At 56.7% G+C, this 25,687-nt stretch carries 32 protein-coding genes; 17 read left to right on the forward strand and 15 right to left on the reverse strand.

Annotation, left to right across the window (positions count from 1 at the left end; translation table 11 throughout):
• The first annotated feature begins 38 nt into the window (after nt 1–38).
• Nucleotides 39–1,022 carry a heme o synthase gene (locus CQ018_RS07605; RefSeq protein ID WP_258142447.1) on the forward strand — a complete coding sequence of 328 codons (984 nt, stop codon included), beginning with the start codon at nt 39–41 and terminating at the stop codon, nt 1,020–1,022.
• 432 nt (nt 1,023–1,454) lie between these two features.
• On the opposite strand, the gene CQ018_RS19805 is transcribed toward CQ018_RS07605, so the two are convergent.
• The 3 genes from CQ018_RS19805 to CQ018_RS07620 form a co-directional block, all read right to left on the reverse strand.
• Nucleotides 1,455–1,667 carry a hypothetical protein gene (locus CQ018_RS19805; protein WP_146111840.1) on the reverse strand — a complete coding sequence of 71 codons (213 nt, stop codon included), beginning with the start codon at nt 1,665–1,667 and terminating at the stop codon, nt 1,455–1,457.
• Nucleotides 1,668–1,886: 219 nt separating this feature from the next.
• On the reverse strand, nt 1,887–2,372 hold the full coding sequence (locus CQ018_RS07615; RefSeq protein WP_105549411.1) for a GNAT family N-acetyltransferase: 486 nt from the start codon (nt 2,370–2,372) through the stop codon (nt 1,887–1,889).
• A 206-nt stretch (nt 2,373–2,578) separates the two neighbouring features.
• On the reverse strand, nt 2,579–2,983 hold the full coding sequence (locus CQ018_RS07620) for a DUF6578 domain-containing protein (RefSeq protein ID WP_146111841.1): 405 nt from the start codon (nt 2,981–2,983) through the stop codon (nt 2,579–2,581).
• A 485-nt stretch (nt 2,984–3,468) separates the two neighbouring features.
• On the opposite strand from CQ018_RS07620, the gene CQ018_RS19810 reads away from it, so the two are divergent.
• From CQ018_RS19810 to CQ018_RS07645, 6 genes are all read left to right on the forward strand, one after another.
• Nucleotides 3,469–3,855 carry a hypothetical protein gene (locus CQ018_RS19810; RefSeq protein ID WP_146111842.1) on the forward strand — a complete coding sequence of 129 codons (387 nt, stop codon included), beginning with the start codon at nt 3,469–3,471 and terminating at the stop codon, nt 3,853–3,855.
• 185 nt (nt 3,856–4,040) lie between these two features.
• On the forward strand, nt 4,041–4,880 hold the full coding sequence (locus CQ018_RS07635; protein WP_219844026.1) for an aminoglycoside phosphotransferase family protein: 840 nt from the start codon (nt 4,041–4,043) through the stop codon (nt 4,878–4,880).
• Nucleotides 4,881–5,127: 247 nt separating this feature from the next.
• Nucleotides 5,128–5,250, forward strand: coding sequence for a hypothetical protein (locus tag CQ018_RS20445; protein WP_258142448.1), 123 nt, complete (start codon nt 5,128–5,130; stop codon nt 5,248–5,250).
• Nucleotides 5,251–5,673, forward strand: a complete 423-nt coding sequence (locus CQ018_RS20260) for an AAA family ATPase (RefSeq protein WP_374954186.1) — start codon at nt 5,251–5,253, stop codon at nt 5,671–5,673.
• A gap of 179 nt (nt 5,674–5,852) precedes the next feature.
• Entirely contained in the window at nt 5,853–6,278 is a 426-nt protein-coding gene (locus CQ018_RS20265; RefSeq protein WP_219844028.1) for a hypothetical protein, read from the forward strand.
• A gap of 293 nt (nt 6,279–6,571) precedes the next feature.
• Nucleotides 6,572–6,868 carry a hypothetical protein gene (locus CQ018_RS07645; protein ID WP_219844029.1) on the forward strand — a complete coding sequence of 99 codons (297 nt, stop codon included), beginning with the start codon at nt 6,572–6,574 and terminating at the stop codon, nt 6,866–6,868.
• 166 nt (nt 6,869–7,034) lie between these two features.
• Here the strand turns inward: CQ018_RS07645 and CQ018_RS19815 are convergent, their stop codons facing one another.
• Nucleotides 7,035–7,217, reverse strand: a complete 183-nt coding sequence (locus CQ018_RS19815; protein ID WP_146111843.1) for a hypothetical protein — start codon at nt 7,215–7,217, stop codon at nt 7,035–7,037.
• 205 nt (nt 7,218–7,422) lie between these two features.
• Here CQ018_RS19815 and CQ018_RS07650 point away from each other — a divergent pair, with 205 nt between their 5' ends.
• Together CQ018_RS07650 and CQ018_RS07655 are read left to right on the forward strand one after the other, a co-directional pair.
• Nucleotides 7,423–8,286, forward strand: coding sequence for a hypothetical protein (locus tag CQ018_RS07650; RefSeq protein ID WP_105549415.1), 864 nt, complete (start codon nt 7,423–7,425; stop codon nt 8,284–8,286).
• 1 nt (nt 8,287) lies between these two features.
• Nucleotides 8,288–8,590 (forward strand): transcriptional regulator, encoded by a 303-nt coding sequence (locus CQ018_RS07655; protein ID WP_105549416.1) that lies wholly within the window; start codon nt 8,288–8,290, stop codon nt 8,588–8,590.
• A gap of 289 nt (nt 8,591–8,879) precedes the next feature.
• Here the strand turns inward: CQ018_RS07655 and CQ018_RS07660 are convergent, their stop codons facing one another.
• The 7 genes from CQ018_RS07660 to CQ018_RS07690 all read right to left on the reverse strand — a co-directional run bounded on the left by CQ018_RS07660 (nt 8,880) and on the right by CQ018_RS07690 (nt 14,654).
• Nucleotides 8,880–9,629 carry an alpha/beta hydrolase gene (locus tag CQ018_RS07660; RefSeq protein WP_308729054.1) on the reverse strand — a complete coding sequence of 250 codons (750 nt, stop codon included), beginning with the start codon at nt 9,627–9,629 and terminating at the stop codon, nt 8,880–8,882.
• A gap of 179 nt (nt 9,630–9,808) precedes the next feature.
• Nucleotides 9,809–10,483, reverse strand: a complete 675-nt coding sequence (locus tag CQ018_RS07665; protein WP_105549417.1) for a hypothetical protein — start codon at nt 10,481–10,483, stop codon at nt 9,809–9,811.
• Nucleotides 10,484–10,565: 82 nt separating this feature from the next.
• The gene (locus tag CQ018_RS07670) at nt 10,566–11,351 is read right to left on the reverse strand and encodes a hypothetical protein (protein ID WP_105549418.1); all 786 of its coding nucleotides are present in this window, start codon (nt 11,349–11,351) and stop codon (nt 10,566–10,568) included.
• A gap of 233 nt (nt 11,352–11,584) precedes the next feature.
• Complete coding sequence (locus CQ018_RS07675) at nt 11,585–12,181, reverse strand: GNAT family N-acetyltransferase (RefSeq protein ID WP_181149785.1); 597 nt, start codon at nt 12,179–12,181, stop codon at nt 11,585–11,587.
• Nucleotides 12,182–12,414: 233 nt separating this feature from the next.
• Nucleotides 12,415–13,149 (reverse strand): hypothetical protein, encoded by a 735-nt coding sequence (locus CQ018_RS07680; protein ID WP_105549420.1) that lies wholly within the window; start codon nt 13,147–13,149, stop codon nt 12,415–12,417.
• Between the two features lie 531 nt (nt 13,150–13,680).
• The gene (locus tag CQ018_RS07685; RefSeq protein ID WP_105549421.1) at nt 13,681–14,118 is read right to left on the reverse strand and encodes a hypothetical protein; all 438 of its coding nucleotides are present in this window, start codon (nt 14,116–14,118) and stop codon (nt 13,681–13,683) included.
• Nucleotides 14,115–14,654 (reverse strand): RNA polymerase sigma factor, encoded by a 540-nt coding sequence (locus CQ018_RS07690; RefSeq protein ID WP_105549422.1) that lies wholly within the window; start codon nt 14,652–14,654, stop codon nt 14,115–14,117. The genes CQ018_RS07685 and CQ018_RS07690 overlap by 4 nt, the downstream gene beginning before the upstream one ends.
• Before the next feature lie 413 nt (nt 14,655–15,067).
• Between CQ018_RS07690 and CQ018_RS07695 the strand changes: the two genes are divergently transcribed.
• The 3 genes from CQ018_RS07695 to CQ018_RS07705 all read left to right on the forward strand — a co-directional run bounded on the left by CQ018_RS07695 (nt 15,068) and on the right by CQ018_RS07705 (nt 16,860).
• On the forward strand, nt 15,068–15,559 hold the full coding sequence (locus tag CQ018_RS07695; protein ID WP_181149786.1) for a GNAT family N-acetyltransferase: 492 nt from the start codon (nt 15,068–15,070) through the stop codon (nt 15,557–15,559).
• 252 nt (nt 15,560–15,811) lie between these two features.
• The gene (locus tag CQ018_RS07700) at nt 15,812–16,300 is read left to right on the forward strand and encodes a GNAT family N-acetyltransferase (RefSeq protein WP_105549424.1); all 489 of its coding nucleotides are present in this window, start codon (nt 15,812–15,814) and stop codon (nt 16,298–16,300) included.
• Nucleotides 16,301–16,542: 242 nt separating this feature from the next.
• A complete protein-coding gene (locus tag CQ018_RS07705; protein ID WP_105549425.1) occupies nt 16,543–16,860 on the forward strand; it encodes a hypothetical protein in 318 nt (105 codons plus the stop codon).
• A gap of 143 nt (nt 16,861–17,003) precedes the next feature.
• On the opposite strand, the gene CQ018_RS07710 is transcribed toward CQ018_RS07705, so the two are convergent.
• Complete coding sequence (locus CQ018_RS07710) at nt 17,004–17,474, reverse strand: GNAT family N-acetyltransferase (protein ID WP_105549426.1); 471 nt, start codon at nt 17,472–17,474, stop codon at nt 17,004–17,006.
• 233 nt (nt 17,475–17,707) lie between these two features.
• Here CQ018_RS07710 and CQ018_RS20785 point away from each other — a divergent pair, with 233 nt between their 5' ends.
• Nucleotides 17,708–18,052 carry a GNAT family N-acetyltransferase gene (locus CQ018_RS20785; protein ID WP_181149787.1) on the forward strand — a complete coding sequence of 115 codons (345 nt, stop codon included), beginning with the start codon at nt 17,708–17,710 and terminating at the stop codon, nt 18,050–18,052.
• Nucleotides 18,053–18,506: 454 nt separating this feature from the next.
• Here the strand turns inward: CQ018_RS20785 and CQ018_RS07720 are convergent, their stop codons facing one another.
• The 3 genes from CQ018_RS07720 to CQ018_RS07730 are packed head-to-tail and all read right to left on the reverse strand — an operon-like array spanning nt 18,507 to nt 21,178.
• Complete coding sequence (locus CQ018_RS07720) at nt 18,507–19,439, reverse strand: heme A synthase (protein ID WP_105549428.1); 933 nt, start codon at nt 19,437–19,439, stop codon at nt 18,507–18,509.
• A gap of 19 nt (nt 19,440–19,458) precedes the next feature.
• Nucleotides 19,459–20,232, reverse strand: a complete 774-nt coding sequence (locus CQ018_RS07725; RefSeq protein ID WP_105549429.1) for an ABC transporter permease — start codon at nt 20,230–20,232, stop codon at nt 19,459–19,461.
• On the reverse strand, nt 20,222–21,178 hold the full coding sequence (locus tag CQ018_RS07730) for an ABC transporter ATP-binding protein (RefSeq protein ID WP_181149788.1): 957 nt from the start codon (nt 21,176–21,178) through the stop codon (nt 20,222–20,224). Before CQ018_RS07730 ends, CQ018_RS07725 begins: the two co-directional genes overlap by 11 nt.
• Nucleotides 21,179–21,332: 154 nt before the next feature.
• On the opposite strand from CQ018_RS07730, the gene CQ018_RS07735 reads away from it, so the two are divergent.
• The 4 genes from CQ018_RS07735 (at nt 21,333) to sufC (ending at nt 25,686) form a co-directional block, all read left to right on the forward strand.
• Complete coding sequence (locus CQ018_RS07735; RefSeq protein ID WP_105549430.1) at nt 21,333–22,118, forward strand: metalloregulator ArsR/SmtB family transcription factor; 786 nt, start codon at nt 21,333–21,335, stop codon at nt 22,116–22,118.
• Complete coding sequence (gene sufB / locus CQ018_RS07740) at nt 22,115–23,575, forward strand: Fe-S cluster assembly protein SufB (protein ID WP_105549431.1); 1,461 nt, start codon at nt 22,115–22,117, stop codon at nt 23,573–23,575. Before CQ018_RS07735 ends, sufB begins: the two co-directional genes overlap by 4 nt.
• Nucleotides 23,576–23,577: 2 nt before the next feature.
• A complete protein-coding gene (sufD, locus tag CQ018_RS07745) occupies nt 23,578–24,855 on the forward strand; it encodes a Fe-S cluster assembly protein SufD (RefSeq protein ID WP_105549432.1) in 1,278 nt (425 codons plus the stop codon).
• Nucleotides 24,856–24,927: 72 nt separating this feature from the next.
• Complete coding sequence (gene sufC / locus CQ018_RS07750; protein ID WP_105549433.1) at nt 24,928–25,686, forward strand: Fe-S cluster assembly ATPase SufC; 759 nt, start codon at nt 24,928–24,930, stop codon at nt 25,684–25,686.
• Nucleotide 25,687: the final 1 nt, after the last annotated feature.

Consider the following 25,687-nt stretch of genomic DNA (forward strand, 5'->3'; position numbering starts at 1 on the left):
TAGGCCTGTCTGTCTTATTTCCCCGTAGAACTGAGTGCATGTCTGTGAAGACCGTTTCCGTTGAATCCGCAACGACTGCCAGGGCAGCTCGTCAGCCGAATGAATCGGTGGGCGACTTCGTATCACGCAAGGCTAAAGCGTATGTGGCGCTGACCAAACCGCGTGTTGTCGAACTCCTGCTGGTTACCACGTTGCCGACGATGATGTTCGCTGAACGCGGTTTCCCGTCCATCGGCCTAGTCCTTGCAACACTTTTTGGTGGCGCAATGGCAGCTGGCGCGTCGGGATCCTTCAACTGTTATATCGACCGCGACATGGACAAGATCATGAAGCGGACCAAGGGCCGCCCGCTGGTCACCGGTGAAGTCACCGAACGTGAAGCACTGATCTTCTCGTGGGTGCTGGCCATTGCCTCGCTGGTTGTCCTCTGGGTTGGTACCAACCCGCTGACCACGTTGCTGGGTCTGACCGCGATCCTGTTCTACGTGGTGCTTTACACGCTGATCCTCAAGCGCCGTACCGCGCAGAATATCGTCTGGGGCGGCATTGCCGGCTGTATGCCGGTGCTCATCGCCTGGGCCGCTGTCACCAACAAGATTGAATGGCCAGCCATTATCTTGTTCTTGATCATCTTCCTGTGGACCCCGCCGCACTACTGGCCGCTGTCCATGAAGTACGCCGATGATTACAACGCCGCCCACGTACCAATGCTTGGAGCCATCTCCACCGCACGCACGGTCTCTGTACAGGTAGTGCTCTACGCTTGGGCCACTCTGGTGTGCTCGCTCCTGCTGGTTCCCATGGGTTACGCGGGCATCGTTTACACGGTGATTGCCGGTGTGTCTGGTCTCTGGTTCGTCTACGAATGCCATGTGCTTTACCGCGAGGCACAGCGCGATCACGCACCTAAGGACATGAACAAGAAGGCCATGAAGGTCTTCCACATTTCCATCACCTACCTGACATTGGTGTTCGTTGCCCTAGCGATTGACCCCTTCGTTGGTGGCCCGCTCTTCGGCTAAATACATCAAAAACTTTCTAGGCGGCTCTTCGGACTCAATCCGAGGGGCCGCCTTTTTGCGGCTACGCCCGGCATGGGTATTTGCTTGGAAGTGAAAGTCCCCTGAAGGAGAAGGCGGTTTAACTGGCCGAAGGCAAGCGCCCGACCTTCTCGAATAAAAGCGGACGTTTACGCGGGGACACACAGGAATTGACGTGTGGCTGAGCCCCCGTAACGTTTGACTATCGTTTTGGGGCGAGGGCATTCTTCGCCGGTAGATTGTGACCATGAGTCAGCGACGACTGGTATTGATTGCGATCGCCATTGCCGTAACAGTCGGTGTGTGCGGGTGTACGACTGCGCCGTCTACATCACTGTCAGCGGGCGCTGCAACTACCGCGTACTCTGGCGAGCCGACACCTCTACCGAGTGGCTTGATCGACCCCTCGGGAGGCTACGCAAGAGTCGTCGATGGGCGGCTGGCGATTGTCCTGCTCGGCAGCTCAAGCTGTCCGCCCCACGCGGAGTCCGCGGATTTGGCGACGATGACGTTCGGGTTTTCAGTCGATACCGAAGGCCCTTGTACTGCAGATTCCGCCCCAACGACGTTCGAGTTCAACGTGCCATCAATCGAGGAACTGCCGAAGTTCATCACGATAAATTTCACGGCTGGCGACACTTCCGTCTCTCAGCTGCCCGTCCTACGCTAAGTCTCGCCTGCCCCCGGCCGTGCGGGAAGCAGTCAACGATTCCTCGAGGGCGCCGCATGAAATCGTCTCGTCTTGTGATGCCGCCCGCTAAGGGATTCAAACCGGGTCGTATCGCCCGCTGTGGGATCCGCCAACGTGCAGTGAGGTGACAGATAGTGCCGAAAGAGTGCCGCCATTTACCGCTGCAATTCACCGGCCAAAAGGTAGACATGTTCGATGATGTCGTGCCCTACGCCAGCCGCGTACGATGTCTCGGAACCGACCTTGGCGAATCCTGAGTGGGCTAGCACCTTGGCCGAACCGATATTGTGCGCGGCTACTCGTGCATGCAATGGCCGAGCCAACTCCACGGTGAGAAACGCGGCAAGAGCCGCTGAAGCTAGGCCTTCACCCCAGCGATCTGGATTGATCCAATAGGTGATTTCTCGTTCACCCTCCATGGTGAAACTTCCGATGGTTCCTACTAAACCGTTGCCGTCATCGATGGAACGCAACAGCACCGTTGGATCGCTTCGGATACGCGCATAATGGGAATCGAAGGCATTTCGGTCTGCTGGATCTGCGCGGGTGAAAGCCGCCATCTGAATTGCGGCTTGGTCTTGTTCCCACTCGAAGAGTTGATCGAGTTCAGTATCTTCAAGGGCTCGAAGTACTATCTTCACCCCGCCACCATAAGTTCTGTAGACCAGATGGTCAATGGTCGCTGTTGCTCAACCGACAGGCGACGTTGACCGTTCGTTCAAGTTCGGGGGGTCTTCTTCCCGGGAGCTGCGCGGCCCTCAGTCGTTAGTTTGAGCTTCGAGCAACACGTCAATCGCATTGTGCATACGTTCCTGACTGAGTCCCCGGTCAAAGTATCAAGTGACTCCTACTCGATAGTCTCTTCGGGTGCATAGGGTGGCAGTTCGACATCGTTGGCCACGTCGAAGAACACACGGTATTGATCGAACCGGGGATCACTAGGCTCCTTCACGGAACCAAGTGTAGAGGCTATCGGATTATCGGTATCCCACGCGAAGGAGTTTGTTTGTCCGATGATCGGCAGTAAGGGGTAGCTAATGCCCGCGATGGCAATGACCACGCCTGAAATATCCCAATGGGGCACTTCCTCTGGGGTTAGATCGTGGTGTTCTTCTTCGAATCGGGGGAGTGCAGCTTCTGGCAGTCCGTCGGGAGACATGGCAAGGAGTTTCCACGTCATGTGGTCGCCGATCTTGAGCGGGGTGCCACAGCATCCGTGTTCCCACCCGCTGATGACTACCTCAATCTGCATAGCTTTAGCCTAGCGGTGGACTTGTTCTCACCGGCCCTCAATGCTGCGGCTGCACTACTTCTTCGTAGGGGGAACCTCGAAGCTGGGGCGGGAGAAGCGTATGGGGCGTCGCATAACCTTTACGGGGATATTGGGCATGCCCATGAGAAAGATCGCTCTGCAGAGTATCTGTTGCTTCGAGAACCCGGGTCGGCGAGGATGAAACAGACCAAGAACAGAGGTGAAGCATGCGTTCGAGCAAACCGATACCCGGAAATCTGTGGCCGCACGACATGGTGATCACCGTCGAAGATCGGCCTAGCTTGCTCCTGGAGTTGCTTTGGATCCGGGAAGCGTACGAGTTGAAACCTCGGGGCAAGTCTCTCCCTCCACTATTGTCAGATACTCCCATGGTCATCCGAGATGCTGTGGTCAGTAGCAACACTCGGGCCGAGTGGGAGTATTGGTGGCCAGAAATTTGGCAAACTGCCATTGCACACACAGGTATGGACGGTAACGCTGGGAAACTCGACGAAGGCCTGCGCACCGCAGCCGGACCCAAGGAGCACGCCGACCATTTTCGACGGGTAATCGGCCCTGGCTGGCGCGATAAATTCGGAGACGACGCATTCGATAACGACTCTTTCCGCACTTGGTCGCAACGGAGATGGGACGCTCAACTGGCGACTTTGCCAGCCAGAGTCGAGGAGAGTGCCGAGTGGCGTGATCTTCCTAACCTTATCAATGCTTGGCGTGCTGGTCTCCGGAAGATCATCATTATTCCTTGTTCCGGTGCGTTCACACACAAACTTGGTGAGAGCGTCCTTCTTATGGATTTCGCAACGCGTGATAACAGCGACAGCTATCGGCAGGTGCTGAGCACGTTCGGCTGACTGACGATAGTGTGTAGGCGCCTAGGACGTTCGGTCTTAGCGAGGCCGCCTTCGTGAATCATTTGCAAATGACCGTTGGTCAATACCTCCAGAGGTCCCAGTTGGTCCATGTTTCTACTGTGACACGTTTTCGAGCAGCCTGAACACAAACGGAATCACATCGCGAATGATGGAATCATGAGGGAGTGCGAGAAGAGATTACCGAAGGACAGAGCCGCTTACTAACAACTTGGCTTGGAACGTATGCGGTCGTGAAGGATCACTCATGGCCACTGCAGGACACACATGTCCTCAGAGTGAGAACATCAGCTGACAAAAATTTCATCATCAAAGCAAGCACGACAAGTCACCACATTCGCCGTGAAATTGCAGCCCACACGACCGGCTTCATCGGGCTCAACGGTCGTGTCCCGACTCTGAAGTATGCCTCGATAGAGGCCGGACTCTTGGTAACGGAGTATCTACCGGGAACTCTGGTTGAGGGGACTGCAGCTGAATGCCACGCAGAGACGTACCGTCAGGCTGGGATGCTCTTGGGCAAACTCCATCGACCGGCCGGGACATCTTATGAATACGCCGACTCGCTTCTGAGAAGAACACGCTCACAGATTGATCGAGCCGACGGCCTAGTGCAGGAGAGAAGTCTTGACCTCCTTGCGGGGGTACTAGCCAACGTCAAACCGGGGCCTGTTCAGCTGGTCACGACGCATGGCGACTATCAACCGAGGAATTGGTTGGAGGAGGATGGCCAAGTCAAAATCATTGATTTTGGAAGGGCCGATGCCCGTCCGTGGGTTCATGACCTGATCCGGCTAAGCCATCAGCAGTTCGTTCAACGCCCGGATCTAGAAGAGGCTTTTTACTCTGGTCTTGGGAAGAAAGTTGAGCCACCTGACGCTGATGTCTTTCGGCTTGAGAATCTGAATCAAGCGATATCAACCGTAGTCTGGGCCCACCAGATCGGAGACGAAGCGTTTGAGCAGTCCGGCGTGGAAATGGTGGATCGAATTCTGTCCGGTTCGTAATCGAAATCGTTCCCGCCGCCTGCGGTGTTGCGTCGAGTGGCTCTCATGTTGCCCGTTCGCTATCGAGGCTCCCTGTTACACCTTTGAATATGTCCGTCTCCCATACGGAGTTTCATCTGGACGCTGTCATTTTCAGGAGTCGACTGCACTGAGCTGGTGCGCCCGCAGGGGGAACCCTATACGCGAACCGGCATTATCGTTTGTTATAAATCCGCTTAAAAATAACAATCGATAAAGTGGAGAGAACATGCAGCCGAGTCCCTACACGCCAGGCGAAATCGCCAACATAGTACCGGGCCGGGCGCGCCAAATCGCCGAGTTCGATGAACGCCTCTCCTTGCTGGTTGACCTGCACCGTTTCATCGGTTGAATCCGAGTTGACCACGCTCCGCGAGGGCTCGGCAAGACCTCCTTGTTGCGCCAGTACCAAATTCGAGCCAAAGAACGCGGTGTGCTCGCCGTGTGGGTGACAGCGGGTGAGGATATCGGCCTCATTGCACAGATTGCCTCAGCAATTCGCCAAGACACGCAGACCTGGCGCGGTGAAACCCGCACCAAACTCCACAAGATGCTCGAAGCACTGACCGTTAGCGTAGGGATCCCCGGAATCGCCAAGCTGGACGCGACGATCCGCCGCCAGTCGGTCGAGACGACACCCCTCGGGGTCCGCGACTTCGAAAATGTCATCCGGACAGCAGCCGAATCCGATGAGAACACGGGGCTGATCCTCCTCATCGACGAGATCCAAGCAGCCGACCCAGCCGGCCTGCGCACTCTCGCCTACGCCTGGTAGCACCTTCAAGCCGAAGGTGCCGACGTGCCGGCCGCGGTGTTTGCAGCTGGCCTGCCGGACGCACCCGAGAAAATCGCCTCCGTGGTCACCTTCACTGAGCGCATCGCCTACCGACCCCTGCCAATCCTCACCCCGACGCCGAAGAGATCGCCATCAGTGTACCCGCACGGAAAATCGGTGTGACTTGGCAGTCCGATGCACTGCAAGCAGCACTGGAGATTGCCCGTGGATACCCATATTCGGTTCAACTCATTGCTGACGCTTCCTGGACCGCCGCCGGCAGGCCGGATCCCGGCGCCACGATCACCCTCGAGCACGTTCGGCACGGAGGCGAGGCCATGAAAGTCGACCTTGAGGCCCTATTCCGCGCGCGATGGGCGAATGCCGCTCCACAGCAGCGCGAGCTGATGTCGGCAATGGCTGCACTCGGCGACGCCCCCGTTAAGCGATCCGGTACCGCACATCAGATGAACGTCACAACTGCCAGCCTCTCGATGCCCCGAGCACGACTAATCGATAAAGGATTCATACAAGCTGCGGAACGTGGCGAGTTGGAGTTCACAATTCCCGGATTCGCGGCCTTCATCCGCACCCTCGACGACTGACTGGAAGTAGATCTACCCTCATTGAACCGTCCTGACACGTATAGGCAGGTTTGACATAAGCAACGAGTTTTGAGCGGTTGGGCGCCTCAGAATTCCGTGGGTGCTTGTGACTGCTACTTCGTTTGGCGGTAAATCGCAGCTTGAAATGGCAGTTTTGCCGTTCCGTTTGCGGAACCTTCAGCGGGACGCATCTTTGCTACCTGTGAAGCTTGATCGGATCTTCGATCGCCCCTCTGACTGTCGCGGAAGATCCCTTGCCACGCGGCAATGTGTCGCGCTATCTCTCGCGATGTGTGGCCGTCCTGTTTCTGGCCGATACCTTGGGCGCATTGGATCGGCGCCGTGAGCCGGTCGAGGGTAAATTGGGATACATGACTAGCCGTATCGGGCGCATCGCCCTAATCACCGTCGGCGTGATCGTTCTAATCCTTGGTGGAGTGTTTGCCGGGCAGGGCATGAATCTGATCCCGGGAAGTTTCATGACAGGTAGCCGCATGTGGCTTTCCATCGGGTCCGTTATTGCTGTCGTCGGCATCATACTCATTGTGTTGGGCCTGCGCCGATCAAGGCACGGCCGCGCGAACAAGTAAGACTCGAACTGTAGCGAGCCCCGATGGCGCACCGACGCACTCCCGTAGGCCGAACCCTCTGTGAGACACGAAACGATGTGACGGCACTTTTGAGGCTTCGATAGCGCCTCGCTACTAGCCTTATTGTTTCTTGAGGGCGCTTCGAATGAGCGGTTACGGCAGCGGTTTAGATCGCTGCGCTCTTGTTTCGGTAGTCGACGATGGAGCGGATCAGGAACCCAGCGGCAGCTAAAACCACTAGAAGAAGAGACACCGGAATCCACCATTCTGGCAATCGCTCGGCAAATACGATCCCGACCATACAAAACACCATCGATGCCCCGAAAAGGTTACGGCTCCATTTAGTCATGTATCGAGCGTAGTTGATGTCATTTTCACAAGGCGACTGCATGGAGTGTCAAAAGTCTATTGCACTACGGTTTGAGTGCCCGTAGGGGAACCTCTACTGAGACGGTAAGGTACCTGGCACCCTTTTTTACGAAAGAAACCATTCCGACCATCGTCGTCTGCACGAAAGGTAGCTTCAGAAGCTCAGGTACGGCTATACTTTCCACATGGAAAGCGAATCGGATCAGCCAGCCAAGCGTAGCGCCCAGAGGCAGCTAAAAACCTACGAAGCCGTGCGTAGTAGGGTCAAAACACAAGGGCCGTCTCGTGCGTTTGCCCTGTTCACCTTGTGGAGCGCGATCGTCGTGGCCATGTACGTAGGGGTGTTTTTGTTTTCCTTTGGCAATCGCACGGTCAGCGAAGCAGTAGACGCAGGTGGCTATGCTTGGAACGGGATCTTAGTCTTCCCTATACTCGTTTTCAGTTCATTGGCAAGTGGTGCGCGCGAACGATTTGGTATCCGTACGAAGCCGCCGCTTGGGCACTGGATTGTTATTGGATTAGTCATCGTCGGTTTTGTGGTGCTTGCCTGGCTTAGCCTTTCTGGCGTGGATTACCCGTGGGCACTAAACCTGCTCATGATGGTTACAATATTCTTCACGATCGCCTCCAGGTCCATTCGACAGCTCCGCGATAAGCGGGCCTCAAACTCTGATCGCTGGGAAGCAGAGCCCTTAAATCGATCAGCGCGGTGCTCCACAGCACTGATCGGTTTGGTCATGGGCTTACTTGTGGCAACCAGCACCCAGACATGGTTTCCCCTTTTATCGGCTGTGGTCATGATGTTGCTCGCCGTGATGCTTATGGGTTGGCAAACGCGGTGGGGGTTTCCGTCGACAGGCTATGAATGGGCGCCGATCCATTGGGTGGCATTCGGAATCACGATCAGTATGTTATTCCTGATGACTATCCTGCTCTCACGGACCGCGTGGATTACCACCCCGATAAGTCTGGCTACAGGAGTTTTCATACTCCTTGTCATGCTCAGCGCATCTCTTCTGCCCCTCCGGGCAGGACACAAGCAGCTTTAGGATGGTTCACCCAAGACATGGGCTGGACGACGCCTTTCAAACCCCGATTCGATTCTCTTTGATGGCCGCGCTGGGTCATCGTACGGAAGTCGATTTTGCTACCTTACGCGATGTTCTTGAAGCCAACGATTCCGTACTGAGCAAAGCCATCAGCTACTTGGAGAAGGTTGGCTACGTGCAGGTCACCAAGGGAAATGTCGGCAACCGCTCAAGAACCTGGGTCGAATCAACAGTGAAGGGACATCGCGCATTTCAAATTCACTTGCTCGCGCTTCGCACCATCAGCGAAGGCTACCTGGACTAGGTCAGATTGTTTATCGACTTCCTACGAGCAAGTGAATCTTAATCCAGGAAATAGACCGTTCACCGCAGCACGCCCAGACTATTGCAGAAATTTTCGAAACACTTGTTGTCTGCATAATCCGTCGACGCCGGAAGTGCGGTGGGACGTCCGAAGAGGAACGTCATACGGGTGCACAAGCTAATGGACTGGTAGCGCAGTCTTTCGTTCGGACACAGGTAAGGCTGCTTTGCAATTGTGTTCCACCTCGAAAAGGGCTTTCAGGACTAACTATCCCGAGGTTTGGTAATGGCTATTGGGGCAAGAGCCAATCGGCAACGCGACCGTTGAACCAGTCTGAGCGCTGTAGCGGGATTCCGTGGCCACAGCCATCGACAATTTCAATCTCACTGCCCGGCAGCGCTGTGTGAATGGCCGCAGCGGAGTCGCGCATCAAGGCGCGTTCCCGTCGTCCGACCATCACGAGTGCTTGACCGGGAAACTCCGACCACGCTGCCGGTAACTCGAACCGCATGTTGTCCCCGACGGCGGCGAGCAGCGTAGCTTTCGTAATATTGGCACTTGTGTCGAGGTAGTCTTCCATCAGCTCCGGGGGGAGAAACAACTCCCGAGCCTGCATTCGGGCGAACCTGCGATTTCGCGCCAGGGGTGCGGCAGCCCCGAGAGCGCCAAGGGTAAGTCCAGTGAAGGGCATCGCTTTTGCTTGGGCACTGACAACCATCGCCCGATCTACGAGTTCGGGGTGCTTTGAAGCAAGTTCAATGGTGAGCTGTGCGCCCAAGGAAAACCCAATTACTGCAACAGGGGTCGAGCCGCCATGCGCCAGTATGCGGTTGAGCGCGTCCACTGTTTCGGTGTGTGACCGGTACGGCTGATCGGCGCTCTGGCCATGTCCAGGAAGGTCGGGCACGAGTACGTTGTACTTTGACGCGAGGCTTCTTCGAAGAGAGTTCCACATCCACCCGGCCACTCCACCGCCGTGGAGAAGAAGTACTGGAGAACCGTCTTCGGGACCGAATCTACTTATATACATAATGTTCATGCTCTCACGCAGGTCGGCGGTGTCAGGCCCAGGGCATGCTGAAGCGTCCTTAAGCGGAACGCTCTGTGGGACGGTGAAGGATTCTTTACCGTCCGTCGTCGTTAACGCGCTCTCGTGGAGATTGGCCAATTTGCTTTACGCTCTTGAAACTCTCTCGGTCGCACCCGCCGTCGAGGAACCTAATCCAATCCTCGCAAGCGCTTTTGTTCCTCAAGGTATTCCTCGTCGCTAACCATCTTTACACTTTCGAGGTCTGCTTCAGCTGCCCTCAATTGCGCCTCAAAGCGCTCTTTCGCAAGCTTCCATGTATCCGCCGCAGATTGATTCTGAAATGCCATATCTCGAAATCCGTGATTGGCTGCGTCCAACGCTTGGGCCACCCCAGCCTTGAAGTGTCCGTTAGCGTCTTCGATGCTGATATGAAGTCCGACAACCTTGTCTTCTAGCTCATCTAGACGTTCGCTTCGCGTCGGCAACGCCTCCAACAATGCAGTGCGCTTCTCGATGAGAGCCGTTTCTGCGGCTGCCAACTTGTCTAGACGGTCATTTTCAGCCACGGCGCTCAGTCGTTCCGATTCGATCTTTGACCTGGATTCCTCGTCCAGCCGTTTCGACTCAGAGTCGGCGGCTTGCTGCGCGCGTGATGTATCAGCTGCGAGTTTCTTTGCGCGTCCACTCGAATGGAAAACAAAGGTCGCTATTAAGGCCGTGGCTGTAGCCCCGAGAAGAGCACCGATTCCCAGCACCACCCAGTCGCGTCCGGTCACTTCCTGAGTAGCTACAAAAAATACAAACCCAAATGCAAATGACGCTGCGGTAAGAATGGCGAATACCCAAGTCCACTTGCTACTCATGGCGATACCGGACCCGAAGCAGGATTTAGAAAGCTACATACGGCTGTGCCAACGGTGACTGTCTCACGCAAGGGAGCTCCAATCACCGGTAGATAGCTAGAATCTCAATCATCAGAGCTGGCCCCTTTAGCCAGCTATCGTCGGCCGGTCCGCTGGGACCTTTGGCCTCCATCTCGCGCCGTTTCGCCCGAGGGAGGATGTCGAGGCCCGGCAACGCGAGCAGCGGCTTATGGTCCCCGGCTCCGAGCCTACGGCTGACTTTACCGACCACGTGGACACTGCCGTCAAGCTCCTCGGCCGATACACGTAAGTGATCGTCGCGCAGCCTCCCTGCCACCTTCCATTCGTCGGATTCTGTCTCCCCAATGACAACAAGATCCCCTCCCATCAGGTTCCCAAGAGCCTCAACCATCGCGAGTTGTCCCTCGTCTATCGGCAGGTTTTGGCCGATCGTAGAACCAAACTCGCTCAAGGCCTTCACAGCAGTCAGCATCCCGCTTTTCGGCGTCAGCGCTTTGATCATTGAGGGAACCTGTATGTCGCATTCGACCTGAATCAGAGCGCCCACAGGAAGAGGAGAAAGCTCGGTGTCAGGATCCTGCACAGCCGCCCAACCAGAGAGCTCTGGATCTTCAGCGACAAGTTTTATCAATCGCTCGAACTGTGCAGGTGGAGTGTCAGCCATTCGAACGGTCTTCTCATTCTCACGCGAGTATCGTCCATCTACGTCGGAACCCGGCGTCGCGCTGCCGGTCCCAACGCCTGAGCGCTGGTCACGATCTTCAATTGAAGTGCGTGAACCTCCTTCGAGCGCACTCAGATAGTCAGTGAGAGCCGACTCATTCAGGTATAGAAAATTCTTCAGCACGATAGCTCCTACGCGTAGGTCCGTCCCTAAAAAGGGCCACGCCCTATTGTCTCAGGTGCCACGCTGGATACGGAGCATTCGTAGACGGCTCGCGCTTGCGCTGATTCAAACACTTGGAGGTCATCTTCGGCGATGCCGGGACAGTGGGCTAGAACAGCCGCCCGTAAGGGGAACGCTCTGCGGAACAATCTTCTGTGTCTGGAATTTTCTCCTTTAAATGGTGTTGATAACTGTCAGTTTGGCAGCCCAAGAGGTGATTTCCATTCGCTTCGCAAAATGCTCATGACAATCGCATCGTGATGAGTGCCATTAAAATACAGCACCTCACGGAGTCTGCCCTCTTCTGTGAATCCGGCGTTCGAGTATGCTTTATGAGCTCGTTGGTTAAAGGCCCAAACGCGTAGCTCTATTCGGTTGAGTCCCATTTGGAGGAATCCGTAATCGATTGCGGTCTTCACTGCATCGGTTCCGTAGCCTTTCCCAGTTTCTTCAGGGGCAAGGATGATCGCCAACGTCGCGGCTCGTTCCGGCATAGATGCCCCATAAAGTGTTACGTGCCCAATGAAGCTACCCGACTCTCGGGTCTCAATACTGAGCCCAATACTTCCCGGAGTCGAGTTAATGCTCCACTGTTTGAACATCTCTGCCGTCGAACCTGCAGGGCATGGTCTGATAGTCGTTTGCTGCAACACAGACCATTCGGGAAGCCCCCACCACTTTTCTAGTAACGGAAGATCGCTTTCCGCCAGTGCGCGAAAGCGTATTTTGTCTCCGCAAAGTACGTTGGTCCCATATGTCACAGCGTCTCCTATGTTCCAATTATTAGTCATGATCCCATCATTGATCATTTCCGTATTGATCACGTGATTTGAGACGTCGAAGCTAAGCCGGATTAGTCCCTACAATCGAAAGACCCTAGGACCATAATATTTATTCCAATGAAACACACGTGGCGTATCTTAAGGGGAACCTTCTACGGAGCAGCAATCCATGGTTGCCATTATGCTGCCGGATTCCAAGGGCGGAATGGCACTTTTCACTGGCCAGTATTTGCCCGCCCGTTCTATGGGGTTTGCGTCGAGCTTGTGGGTATGAGTCCAGTGACCGGTGCGCGGTCGATGATTTCTGTAACGTCACTGTTGTCCGTGATCCACTCATAGACTTCCGGTGAAACGAGTTTGAAGAGGAAATTCATGTCCTCCAGGCGTCTTGTGACGCTGGTTGATGCGCTAGCAACGGGTTCGAGGTGAGCCAGCCGATTTCGTAGGCTGACTGCGGAATCCAGATACTTTGCGACGTCGGCCCGGGCTGTACCGCGTGGAAAAGCCTTGTGTAGATAAGGAGTCCATAGTGTGCTTTCTCGTGCCCTGGGTGTGATGAGGAACTGCCAAAAGCCGAAGGAAAGTCTGGCTATGACCATCCCGTGGGTAGCCGATGTACCGATATCGCGTTGGGCGCTACGAAGCAGCTTCAACCCATCGTTGTTTAGCCTCTGCTGTCGGAGGCGTACTCGCTGTGTGCCGTTTTCCAGGTTCAACCAGCCAGGTGCTGATTGTGTTGCCCAGTCGGGAAAAGCAGGTGCCAACTCGGCGTCAAGAGCGTTGCGAACCGCGACCTCCACATGGGCCAGGTCGCGGAGGATCGCTGACGATAGTTCAGAGTTCCATGCATAGATTTCCAAGGCCAGCAAGTGGTCACCGGAGGCCATAGCCAGATACTTGTCGTACCGGTGTTGCGATAGCCATGCAACGGCCTGATCTGGCGTGGGAATGGTGGCATGTGGCAATCCTTCAGGCATAAGTAGTAGACTACAGGTGCACTACGGGATCGGTCCTCTGTTCAATGGTTCGCCATTCGATTAGGCAGCGTGGTGCATAGAAAGTATTGAAGGGCCCATCGTGACGATGGGCCCTTTCTTTTCAAGTTGGCGTCCGGCTGATTCGGAGTACCGCAGCGAACATACCGCATTCCCATAAGGTTTGCCATGCATTCAGAATGCGTCCGTATAAATATCGGTGGTCACCTGCATGGCACTTCCGTGCCCGTTAGGGGAACCCCCTACGGACAGCTCATGAGCTGCCAGACGGATCGGCTACGAATTACGCGAGGAAGCAGGGGTCGTATAGTCGTGCTACTGGCGAAAACGGCGCGGCCTGGGTGCCAAACAGACAGCGAGCAACCCATGTGGTCCGGCCGATCATGGCCGACCCACATGGGTTGCTCTTTGTGCTCACAGGGATCAGCCCAAGGGCCTAAAGAATCAACTGTGTGCGATGCTGCGCGTTGCGTTTCACATGCGTGGATTGCCATCGACGGGCGAACCCATGCTTTAGAAGATCGGTTCGTGGACCTCGGCAGCGATTTTTTCCTGGCACGCGGAGATCGCACCGGCCTGCTCGGGCTGGTTGCCACCGTCGAAGCGCGACTCGACCACCGTGTATTGATCCGGGTCCTTGTCGTCCCAGCCTTCCAACACCGCTGCTGCACTGCGTCCGGTGAGGATGACGGTTTCAACGCCGGCCGCTTCGCTGCACGCGATGAACTTGTCTGCGTACTTCGTTTTGACAATGCCTTGCATGTCAATGGTTGCTGGTGGGAAGAAAGCCGTGGCGGCTCCCACCCCGCCCAGGGCGCTCATGCCAACCAAGGCGGTTCCGAGTCCCAGACGCGTCATGTGTCGGCGTCGGTTGATTTTCTTTCCCAGTTCACGGCGCGCGGTGTCAACACTGCGCTCGATCGCCATCAGGTCCGGTGGTGCGATGTTCATGATTCCTCCTTTAGTTTTGCTTCTCGTAGTCGTTCTCTCACGCGTTGCATGCGTTTTCGCGCGGTGGGTGCGCTCACTCCGAGTTCGCGGGCCGCGACCTCATACGTTTTGCCCTGCACGATGCACGTTTCGACGAGCCACCGGTCGCGAACGGACAGTGACGCCAGTTCCTTGTGCACCCAGCGGAGTTCATCGAGCCCCGATGGTGCGTCGACCGTCGAGTGCGTGTGTTCCACCCCGTCGAGTGGAACCGTTTGGGACTTCCTGTGGCGACGGTTCGAGTTCAGCGCCATGAACCGGCACGTCGCCAGAAGCCAGGGCAACACCGAATCGTCCACGAGAGTCAGGTGTTTGCGCCGCCGCCAAAGCGTAAGGAACGTATCCTGCACTGCATCCTCCACTTGGTCAGCAGTGTCAACGACTGCCCAGGCGTACTTGTAGACGGCTTTTCCGTGTCTTCGCATCAGTTGGTCGAATGCGAATCTGTCTCCGGAACCAAGCGCCTGAAGCAGTTCGCCGTCATCGAGTTCATTCATTTAGCACCTCCATACCTACACAATGTCGAGTCTTCCCCATGTGTGACATCAACGCCGCGATCGGCCTGATTCGAAGCACCATGCATGCAAGGTATCTCCTTCATTTTTCAAGGGCGATTGCACTGGTTGTCCCAAGTCGTGTGCACTGAAATGGCGCGTCCGTACCTGGATTGCACGGCATAGCTTTGCCACCCAAATGGAGCCGACATATGGCGAGGGGCATTTCGATACCGGTGTCATTTTCCTCTAAGGCGACTGCGCAGCCCAAAGTCCAATGCGCTGCAATTACGCGTCCGCAGGAGGAACCTTCATCGGACGCTGTTTGCGGCATTGCTGTTCAGCACCGCCAGACAACGGATGTGTTTGACCGCTATTGCTACCCCTTTTTATACCCTGTCGTGTTCAATGGGGACATGGAGATACGCCCGTGCACAGACGATGACCTCGCCATACTTTCCTCAAGATGGAAGGTCCTGGGAGGCGTTCACGAATCGCACCACTCCGGCCAGCTCGCCGGTGACACGACGTACCTGGTCGCCTGGAGGGACGGAGAGCCCCTGGGTTCGGGAGTCGTGCAATGGGGTGGATGCATAGGACCCAACGCGCGGGAGGCGTTCCCCCGGGCCGTGGAGATCAACCATTTGCAGGTCCGCGACGAGTATCGCAGCCAAGGGGTCGGGACCGCGTTGATCGCCGCAGCGGAGCAACTAATCGGGCGAGAGGGAATGGCCCAGGCAGCGGTCGGCGTGGCCGATGACAACCCCCGTGCCGAACGCCTGTATCTGGGTCTGGGGTACCGCAGGACCGGGATTGTTGATGTCAGTGAATACTCATGGGTCTCGGACGATGGAACTGTCCAGCAGGCCAGTGAACGCGATCAACTGCTCGTCAAGGACCTAGCGTAAGGTACTGACCGGCATTGAGTAGGCACCCGATTTTTCGGGCGAGGCAACCCCGATAGCGGAACAGTCTACGGGACGCGTCTTAGTAGTGAGCTATCAGTTTTCGAGTGTGGTCTTCAAATCCAAACGTTTGAAACCAAATGCCATCGTGGACGGTTGGGCAACGCCATCAGCACATACTGAACTGGCCCGTGCATTCCTGTCACAAACTCAGTACGTCCAACTATTTGGGGTTTGCATACGTAGTCTGGATTGATGATTCCGCTTACCAATGTACGGCGTGCTCAGGTCCTCGACGCGGAGGGAATTGCTCATGTCCATGTTCAAGCATGGCGCGAAGCATACTCCCACCTTCTTCCTGCCCAGACGTTGGCCGGACTTCAGGAACAGGACCGAGTCATCCGCTGGCGAGATATCGTTGGCGGTGGCGAGACCAAAGTGTGGGTTGCCCTCGAAGATGAGGTTGTCGTCGGGTGGGCATCCACAAGTACCGGGCGAGACAACGACGCGCCATGCCAGCTGGAGCTGGAAGGTATCTATGTCCTAGCGAGTCATCATGGCAGCGGAACTGGACAGGCTCTTTTCAACGCCAGTATAGGCAATCAGCAGGCGTACCTGTGGATGGCTGCCGACAATCCTCGTGCTCTTACTTTCTATCAACGAAATGGCTTCCAACGCGACGGAACCACAGAAATCAAGGACTTGGCCGGAACTCCAGTGCCAGTGATGAGACTCAGTCGGTAGGCACCCTTTCTAGGAATTGACCGTACGGAACACCAGAGGTTTCTGCGCCGCGATTGCGTGTCCGCAAGTGGAACGCTGAGTGGGACGGTTCGGATGATCCTCGGTGTGGCTTGGCCTTGCTGGTGTCGTGCGGCGCTTCGTGCCACCCAATGCTCCAGGCATCCCGATATCCTTCAGAAGTATGCTGTTCCAAAGGGCGTGGCAGAAAGCCCCTATTCCTGAGTTGCTTGTGAGGAGCCCCGATGCAGATCGAAGATCCCGTTTCCGAAGAAATCACCATAATCGTTCCCAGGCTGCGTGACGTGTCTGGCCGCGAGGCAATGGGCAAGCTCCATGCCTTCCTCCGGGCAGTTGACATTGACTGCAAACTCGACGAATCCGGCACCGCGATCACCTACGCCCCCGAGTCTGACGGACTTGAAGAAGGAAGCCCCGAAAGTGAGTTCGTGGAAGGTCTGATCCGCATCTTTGACGCCCGGCTGCGAGCCGTCCCCACGCCCGAGGAACGGCTCGCAGCCGAGAAGCTAATCAACGACGCCCTGAAAAACAATTCCCACTGAACCACGAAGCACCCCTGCCATTTCCGAAGACGGCCACGATGGGTGTCCAACGACCTCTGCACTGAGCTAGTGCGCCCGCAAGCCGAACCTTCTGCGGGACCGCGCTCAAGTGTCCATGTACTCAAAACGGCCTCCCGTTCGATTCAGAGGACGAGCTGTCGAGCCATTTGGTAGTTGACCATTTGTACTCCGCGGGTAATTGGACGTCGCTCGGCAGTCACAACAAAACCATGTCGCTCGAAGAATGGACGCGCGGTGATGCTGGCGTGGGTCCACAGCTCGGAAACGCCGTCAGCGACAGCCTTTTCTTGTAGGTGCGAAAGGAGCGCACTTGCCACGCCTTGCCTGCCAAACCTTGGGGCCACGAACATCATGTCGATGTAGCCAGACTCGCTAACGTCCGAAAATCCTGCGATCTCGCCACCGATGGTGGCCACGACTGTGTTCAACGACAAACGCGCGGAATTCCATTGATTGGCATCGCGTTCTTGCGGCCGAGACCAGGCCTCGATCTGGTCCGGCGCGTAGTGAATAGCAGCCGTTTCGGTAATCGCCGAAATGAAAACACTCAGGGTGGCCGGGGCATCGGATTCAGCGTAAGGACGGATCTGCATCGTCCAATTCAACCACTCTGGCAGATGCCCGATGACCCACGTGGGAAGGGAAACCGGGATCTGAGAAGACCTAGCAGCATAATGGTTCCATGACTACATATTCGATTCGAGCACCACGTGAAGATGAATGGGAAACTCTCGCAGACCTTCACCTCAGCACGTGGCAAGAAACCTATTCAGGAAAATTCCCCGAAACGGAATGGGGTCCGAATGCTCGGATAGCGCGAATCGGTATGTGGAAAGCTATTTGTTCTGCACCACGGCCAGGAGACAGGTTTGCAGTTGCTGAGCGAGACGGACAACTGGTTGCTCTAGCCGGTGCTGGGGCTTCTCAGGACGACCCAGCACCTAGAGCAACCCAGCTCTGGTTCATCTACCTTCTCGCCAGCGAACAAGGCACGGGCGCTGGACAGGAATTGCTTGACAACGTTCTCGGAACGTCACCTTCCAGCTTGTGGGTGCTCGAAGACAACCCCAGAGCCATATCGTTCTACAACCGAAATGGATTTCATTCAGACGGGTCAAGGAAGCCGACCGGTTTTGAATCAGCAGGGGACGAAATTCGGATGATTCGCTAGAATCTCAGCTTTTTACGGCTTGTCTTGATGGTAGTGAAAGATGTCCCGTAAGCCGGTCCTCTAACGGGCAAATCAATTGTTGACTTGCATCTTTGAAATCACGGAATTTTTGGTGTCCCGTATACCCCGCCCGAAAAAATGCCCGGTTAAGGTACCTTATACGGGACAGGATTTGAAGCTCAAAAAGACTTCTGCGATCACCTATCCCAACCGTCCATTTCTTGCCGCATAATTTCAGAGGCAGCTAGCTTCGTATCCGATGAGGCTGAGCCGGAAATGATGAGCGAGAGCTGGGGTGCTTGCCACAGATCCGTCAGTTGAACGGGGCACTGCAGGCAAGAGAAGAAAAGGCTTTTGGAATGCTCAAGGGGGAGTACTCGGGTATGACTTGCGGCTGAAAACAATGCTGGCCCCGGATCAGAACGATCCGGAGCCCAACGTTATAAGTGATTTATTAGAACGGGAACTTCGCAGTTGCTCGGTCCCAGACGTTGATCGCCGCTGCGGCCAGCATGGAGGCGCCCAGCATGTGCAGCAACACCAAGAGCACCGGGAGGCCGTTGAAATGCTGAACATAGCCAATGACGCCCTGCAGAATCACCACGCCAGCAAGCAACAGTAGCGGGGTGCGAAGCTTCATATCTGCTGTGCTGCGCATGGCCAAGAACAAAGCAATCAGCGTTGCCGCAACCAAAAGGTATACCGGGGCTACGTGGATGCGGGCCACGATGTAGGGATCAAACATGTGGCGTGGTGCCGAGGCATCACCCGCGTGTGGACCGGTGCCGGTAACTACGGTGCCCAGCACGATGGCCAGAGCCGAGGTTAGCAGAATGGTCCAAGCCAAGAACCGCTGGGTATCACCCGCCGGTTTGCCTAAGGACGTCTCGCCACGGCGCAGAGCTCCGGTGCGATTGACCATTAACGTTGCGGCAAGAACCATCGCAGCCGAAACAATGAAGTGCAGTGAGACAACCCACGGGTTTAGATCCGTCAACACGGTGATTCCACCAATGACAGCCTGTGCAGGGATGCCCGCAAGAAGCGCAATTGAAAGGCTAAAAACGGTCTTATGCTCGGCGCGCATCTTCCAGATGGAAGCCAAGAAGGCAACGGCGATAATGATTAGTACAAAGGTCAGCAGTCGGTTGCCGAACTCAATCAGACCGTGAATGCCCATTTCCGGCACCGGGGTCATGGATCCCGGGACGCAGTTGGGCCACTGGGAGCAGCCCAGGCCCGATTTGGTCAGGCGGACCGCGCCGCCGGTGACAATGATCCCGATCTGGGAGACCAACGAGGCGATGGCCAGTCGATGGACCGTGTTGTTGACCGTTGTAGGCAGTCGATCGGTCCAGCTGTTGGTCGTGGGGGAGTCGGTGCTCATGAGTGTGTGCTCCAGTTTTCTAGTTCCACTTGAACCAGCGTGTTGCGGCGAAACCGGCAATGAGTGTCCATGCCAGAAGAATGAGAATTCCGGTTCCCGACGCGGTTCCGGAGATGAGTGCTGCGCGCAGCGAATCACCGAGTGCCGCCGAGGGCAACACATTGATGATGGGTTGGATGAATGCCGGGACGCTAGTCGAAGGGAAGAGAATTCCGCCCACGCCGGCAAGTAATACCCAAGCAAGGTTTGTAATGGCAAGCGTTGCCTCGGGTCGCACCGTTCCGGCGATCAGCAGGCCCAATGCGGTGAATGCCGCGGCACCCAAGATGAGGATCAGTATCGCCCAGGCGATGCCGCCCAGAGCCGGCTGCCAGCCCATGATGAATCCGACGCCACCAATGACAATAGTTTGCATGGAAAGTACTACAAGTACAGCCATGACCTTGCCATAAATGAGCCCGGTACGACCCACCGGGGTGGTTGAAAGATAACGCATGACGCCGTAACGGCGGTCAAAGCCCGTGGCGATACCCTGCCCGGTGAAAGCGGTGGAGACCACGCAGAGCGCTAAGACTCCGGGGACAGCGGCATCGATGGGGCGGGCCGCAACATTCTTGAGCAGATCGGTGAAGACCAAGCCAAAGAGCGCCATGAGCGGTAACACCACGGCGATCACTAGCTGCTCGCCATTGCGAATCATCGCGAGGGTCTCGTAGCGTCCCTGCAGCATGATGCGTTTGAAGGTGCTCACGGCGTTCGATGTGCCGGAGGCAGCTTGAGTATTAGTTGACATCATTTCCCTTGTCGGCAATTTCGAGGAACACGTCTTCAAGGCTGCGTGGCTGCATGCTCAGGGATTGCGGCAGGATGCTTTCGCGAGCCCACCAGGCGGTGAGGCTTGCTAGATCGTTTGCCTCGCGCACACCCTCGAGCCGGTATTGCCCCGGAGCGTGTTCAAGCAAAAGTAAATGACCGGCAAGTTCCGGTAACTCCAAGGCCGGATCCGCGGAAAAAGTTACGGCCTGCGCCGTCGATTCGTGCGTAGCGCGCGCGGTAAGTTCGGCAACGGTTCCCTGCGCCACGTTGATTCCATCATCGATGATGTACACATAGTCCGAGAGGCGCTGCGCATCTTCCATCAGGTGAGTTGTTAGCACGATGCATAATCCGGCATCACGCAGTTCGGTGATTAGATCGAAGACCACCTGACGGGATTGCGGGTCTAGTCCCGCGCTTGGCTCATCGAGGAAAATGACCTCGGGATTTCCTGCCAGGGCCGCGGCCAGCGCGACGCGTTGTTTTTGTCCGCCGGAGAGCCGGCGGATCGAAGTATTGGAAAATTCGTTGATTCCCAGCCGTTCGATCAGCGCGTTAATGTCGGCGGGGCGCTGGTAGAGCGAGGTGACATGACGCAGCAGGGGGATGGGGCGCAGCGACGGGGGCAATCCACCGTCTTGGAGCATGACCCCCACCCGGGAGCGCAACGCGGGGCTTGCCCCATAGGGGTCTTCGCCAAGCAGCGATATTTTGCCGCCATCGGGGCGCAACAGACCTTGGGCGCAGGCGAGCGTTGTTGACTTTCCCGCACCATTAGAGCCGAGCAGCGTGGTCACGGAACCGGGATTTGCCGTGAGGCTAATGCCGTTAAGTACACGCACCATGCGGCCATCTAGGGCGGGCACGGGGCCGAAATCTTTGAGCAAGCCCTCGATAACGAGGCTTGGAGACACATTGGACACTCAGTTATTCTAGGACACGTAGAAGTCACACGCGCCGCCGTTGTGGTGCAGCTCGCATTCCACGCATACTTCCGGGCTCACCAAGGGTTTGGCTGGCCGCGAAGTAAGTGATGCCTTACTGGACGCACCATCTTGATTAGGGCATGCTTATGTTGTGTATTCATCAAATAAGCCCGCGCCGGTCGTCGACTCGGCGCGCCCAGTTCCCGCGACAGGGGAGATTGAAGAACGCACCCGCGACCGCGTCCTCTATGCAGTTCTCGAGGACGGCCCGGTCAGTGCCGCCGAACTAGGCGAGCGCTTGGGTTTCACGCCTGCCGCAGTCCGCCGACACCTAGATGCCCTTTCCAAGGAGGGGCTCGTTGAAGTCAAACTCATTGCTAACCAGCGCACCGGCGCCGGCCGACCGTCGCGCCGCTACGTGCTTTCGCATCACGGCCAATCGGAGATGGGCAATGACTACCTGGATATCGCCACCGAAGCACTGAGCGAACTTGGTCGTGCAGCCGGGCCGGCGGCCATCGAGGCGTTTGCTGCCCGCCGCTTCGCGGCAATGGAACAACGCTACCGACCCATGCTTGCCGGTGTCGAAGGCCTCGAAGACCGCGCCGAAGTGCTCAGTGAAGCACTGAGTGCTGAGGGCTTTGTTGGTTCAACCCGTAAGGTCGGTGCAAACTCTCCGACCGCGACCATGCTCAGCGTTCAGCTGTGCCAGGGGCACTGCCCCATTCAAGATTTGGCCAGAGAATTTCCAGTCTTTTGCGAGATGGAAACCCAGGCCTTTTCCCGCTTGCTGGGTGTCGATGTGCGAAGGCTCTCGACACTTGCCAGCGGCGGGCATGTATGTACGACTCACATCCCTGTGGGTCGGAACCAAACTCCTCAGCGTGCTGAGAAGAGAACTCGAATCAAGATCACGAAGCAGGAGAGGCCGCGATGACGGATCAGATTGCACAGGAGTCCACTGACCCCGGCGTGATTACCGAGATCCTGGAGAAGAACCCCGAACTCCACGGCATTGGTAATTACGAATATGGGTGGAGCGACAAGAACGACGCGGGTGCAAATGCACGACGCGGCGTCAACGAAGAAGTCGTTCGCAACATCTCGGAGCTCAAATCTGAGCCCCAGTGGATGTTGGATATGCGCCTCAAGGGCCTGAAGTACTTCGACCGCAAGCCCATGCCGACCTGGGGTGCAGACCTCTCCGGCATCGACTTCGATAACATCAAGTACTTTGTACGTTCCACCGAAAAGCAGGCAACCAGCTGGGAAGACCTGCCAGAGGACATCAAGAACACGTACGACAAGCTCGGCATCCCCGAGGCGGAGAAGCAGCGCCTGGTTTCGGGTGTTGCGGCTCAGTATGAGTCCGAGGTTGTCTACCACCAGCTCCGCGAGGATCTGGAAAAGCAGGGTGTCATCTTCCTTGACACGGACACCGCGCTGAAGGAACACGAAGATATCTTCAAGGAGTACTTCGGCACCATCATCCCGGTCGGCGATAACAAGTTCGCCTCGCTGAATACGGCGACCTGGTCCGGTGGCTCGTTCGTGTACGTCCCCAAGGGCGTCCACGTGGAGATCCCGCTGCAGGCCTACTTCCGTATTAACACGGAAAATATGGGTCAGTTTGAGCGCACCCTCATCATCGCCGATGAGGATTCCTACGTGCACTACATCGAGGGTTGCACCGCCCCGATCTACAGCTCGGACTCGCTGCACTCGGCAGTTGTGGAAATCATCGTGAAGAAGGGCGCTCGCGTCCGCTACACGACCATCCAGAACTGGTCGAACAACGTGTACAACCTTGTCACCAAGCGTGCCGTCTGTGAAGAAGGCGCCACCATGGAATGGGTCGATGGCAACATCGGTTCCAAGGTCACCATGAAGTACCCGGCCGTCTATCTGGTTGGCGAGCACGCCACGGGTGAAACCCTGTCGATCGCCTTCGCCGGCGAGGGACAGCACCAGGACACCGGATCCAAGATGGTTCACATCGCACCGAACACCAACTCGAAGATCGTTTCGAAGTCGGTGGCTCGTAACGGTGGCCGTGCCGCTTACCGTGGCCTGGTTCAGGTTCGCGAAGGCGCCAAGGGTGCTAAGAACTCGGTCGAGTGTGACGCATTGCTGGTTGACCAGATTTCACGCTCGGATACTTACCCGTACATCGACGTCCGCGAGGATGACGTAACCATGGGCCACGAGGCAACCGTTTCACGCGTTTCCGAAGAGCAGCTCTTCTACCTGATGAGCCGCGGCATGACCGAGGAAGAAGCCATGGGTATGATCGTGCGCGGCTTCGTCGAGCCGATCGCCCGCGAACTTCCGATGGAATACGCCATGGAACTGAACCGCCTCATTGAACTGCAGATGGAAGGATCCGTCGGTTAATCATGACTGATACCGCAACTCACGTATCGGGCGAAAAGGCCCGTATCGGTGCACCAAGCATTGCTGGTTTCACCGAAGAGGGCGAAAACCTTTCGCCCATGAACGCAGCTGCATCTCCGATTGGCGGTGACGCCGTCAAGGCGCACAGCCATGGCGGCGGCGCAGGCGTCCCGGATTCTTCGCGTGCCGGTCGCTTGACCAGCTACAAGCTCGAAGACTTCGCACCGCTGACCGGCCGTGAAGAGGATTTCCGCTTCACCCCGCTCAAGCGCATGGGTGGCCTGCACAAGAACGCTCTGACCGGCGCGGCTCCGGTGCTTGTCATGACCGGTGCCAAGGCTGTTGCCCTGGAAACCGTTGCCATGAGTGACGCTCGCGTCGGCTCGGCAGGTGTCCCGGAAGATCGCATTTCGGCAAACGCCTGGAATAGCGCGGCAGAGGCCAAGATCGTCACGATCCCGGCCGAATCCATCGGCGAACAGGTCACCTTGACCTACACCGGTGACTCAACCGAGGCTGCTGCAGCACACCTGGTAGTCATCGCCGAGGAGAACTCCGAGTCCGTAGTGGTCATCGACCACGTCGGCACCGCAGTTCTTGCGCAGAACATTGAATTTGATGTTCGTGAAGGCGCCAAGTTGACTGTCATCTCGCTGCAGGCCTGGGAAGATACCGCAATTCACGCGGCATCCCACCTGGCCAAGGTCCGCAAGGACGGTCACTTCAAGCACATTGCCGTGACCTACGGTGGCGACCTAGTTCGCTTGACCCCGTCGGCACACTTTGCCGGTGAGGGTGGAGAGGTTGAGCTCTTCGGTCTGTACTTCGCCGATGCCGGCCAGCACCTCGAGCACCGCCTCTTCGTTGACCACGCAACCCCTCACTGCACCTCCAACGTGCTGTACAAGGGTGCATTGCAGGGCAAGGACGCACACACCGTGTGGGTTGGCGATGTGCTGATCCGCAAGGAAGCTCCGGGCACCAACTCGTACGAGGCAAACCGCAACCTGGTCCTCACCGAAGGCGCCCGCGCCGACTCGGTGCCGAACCTGGAAATCGAAACCGGTCTGATCGACGGTGCGGGGCACGCATCAACCACCGGCCGTTTCGATGACGAGCACCTCTTCTACCTGATGAGCCGCGGTATCGATGAGAAGACCGCACGCCGCTTGGTGGTACGTGGCTTCCTGAACGAGATCGTTCAGCAGATCCGCGTTCCGGAAATCGAAGAGCGTCTCAACGAGACCATCGAGCGCGAGCTCGCCGCCACGGGCAACTAGTCCACGCGCCTTACCCACAGTAAATTTTTAGCCGGTGAGAATCGGCATCAAAGAAAGAGAACGGACTTAAGTATGTCTACTCTGGAAATCAAGGACCTGCACGTCTCGATCGAGACCGAGCAGGGCAACAAGGAAATCCTCAAGGGCGTTTCGCTGACCATCAAGACCGGTGAAACCCACGCAATCATGGGCCCCAACGGTTCGGGCAAGTCAACTCTCGCCTCGACCATTGCCGGTCACCCGCGCTACACCGTCACCTCCGGCACCATCACCCTTGACGGTGAAGATGTCTTGGAGATGAGCGTTGACGAGCGTGCACGCGCTGGCCTGTTCCTGGCCATGCAGTACCCGGTTGAGGTTCCCGGCGTGTCCATGACCAACTTCCTGCGTACCGCTAAGACCGCAATCGACGGCGAAGCCCCGAAGCTGCGTACCTGGACCAAGGACGTCAAAACGGCCATGGAAGCACTCAAGATCGACGCCGAGTTCGCGTCACGTAACGTGAACGAGGGCTTCTCCGGTGGTGAGAAGAAGCGCGTTGAGATCCTTCAGCTCGAACTCTTCAAGCCGAAGTTCGCTATTCTCGATGAGACCGACTCGGGTCTTGACGTTGATGCGCTCAAGGTTGTTTCCGAGGGCGTCAACCGCGCTCAGGAGCAGAACGAGATGGGCACCTTGCTCATCACCCACTACACCCGCATCCTGCGTTACATCAAGCCGGACTTCGTGCACGTCTTCGTCGACGGCAAGATCGCAGAGCAGGGTGGCGCAGAGCTTGCAGACCGCCTTGAAGAAGAGGGCTACGACCGCTTCCTGAACGTTCCGGCCTAGT

The sequence above is a fragment of the Arthrobacter sp. MYb227 genome (assembly GCF_002975435.1).
In the GTDB taxonomy this organism is placed as follows: domain Bacteria; phylum Actinomycetota; class Actinomycetes; order Actinomycetales; family Micrococcaceae; genus Paeniglutamicibacter.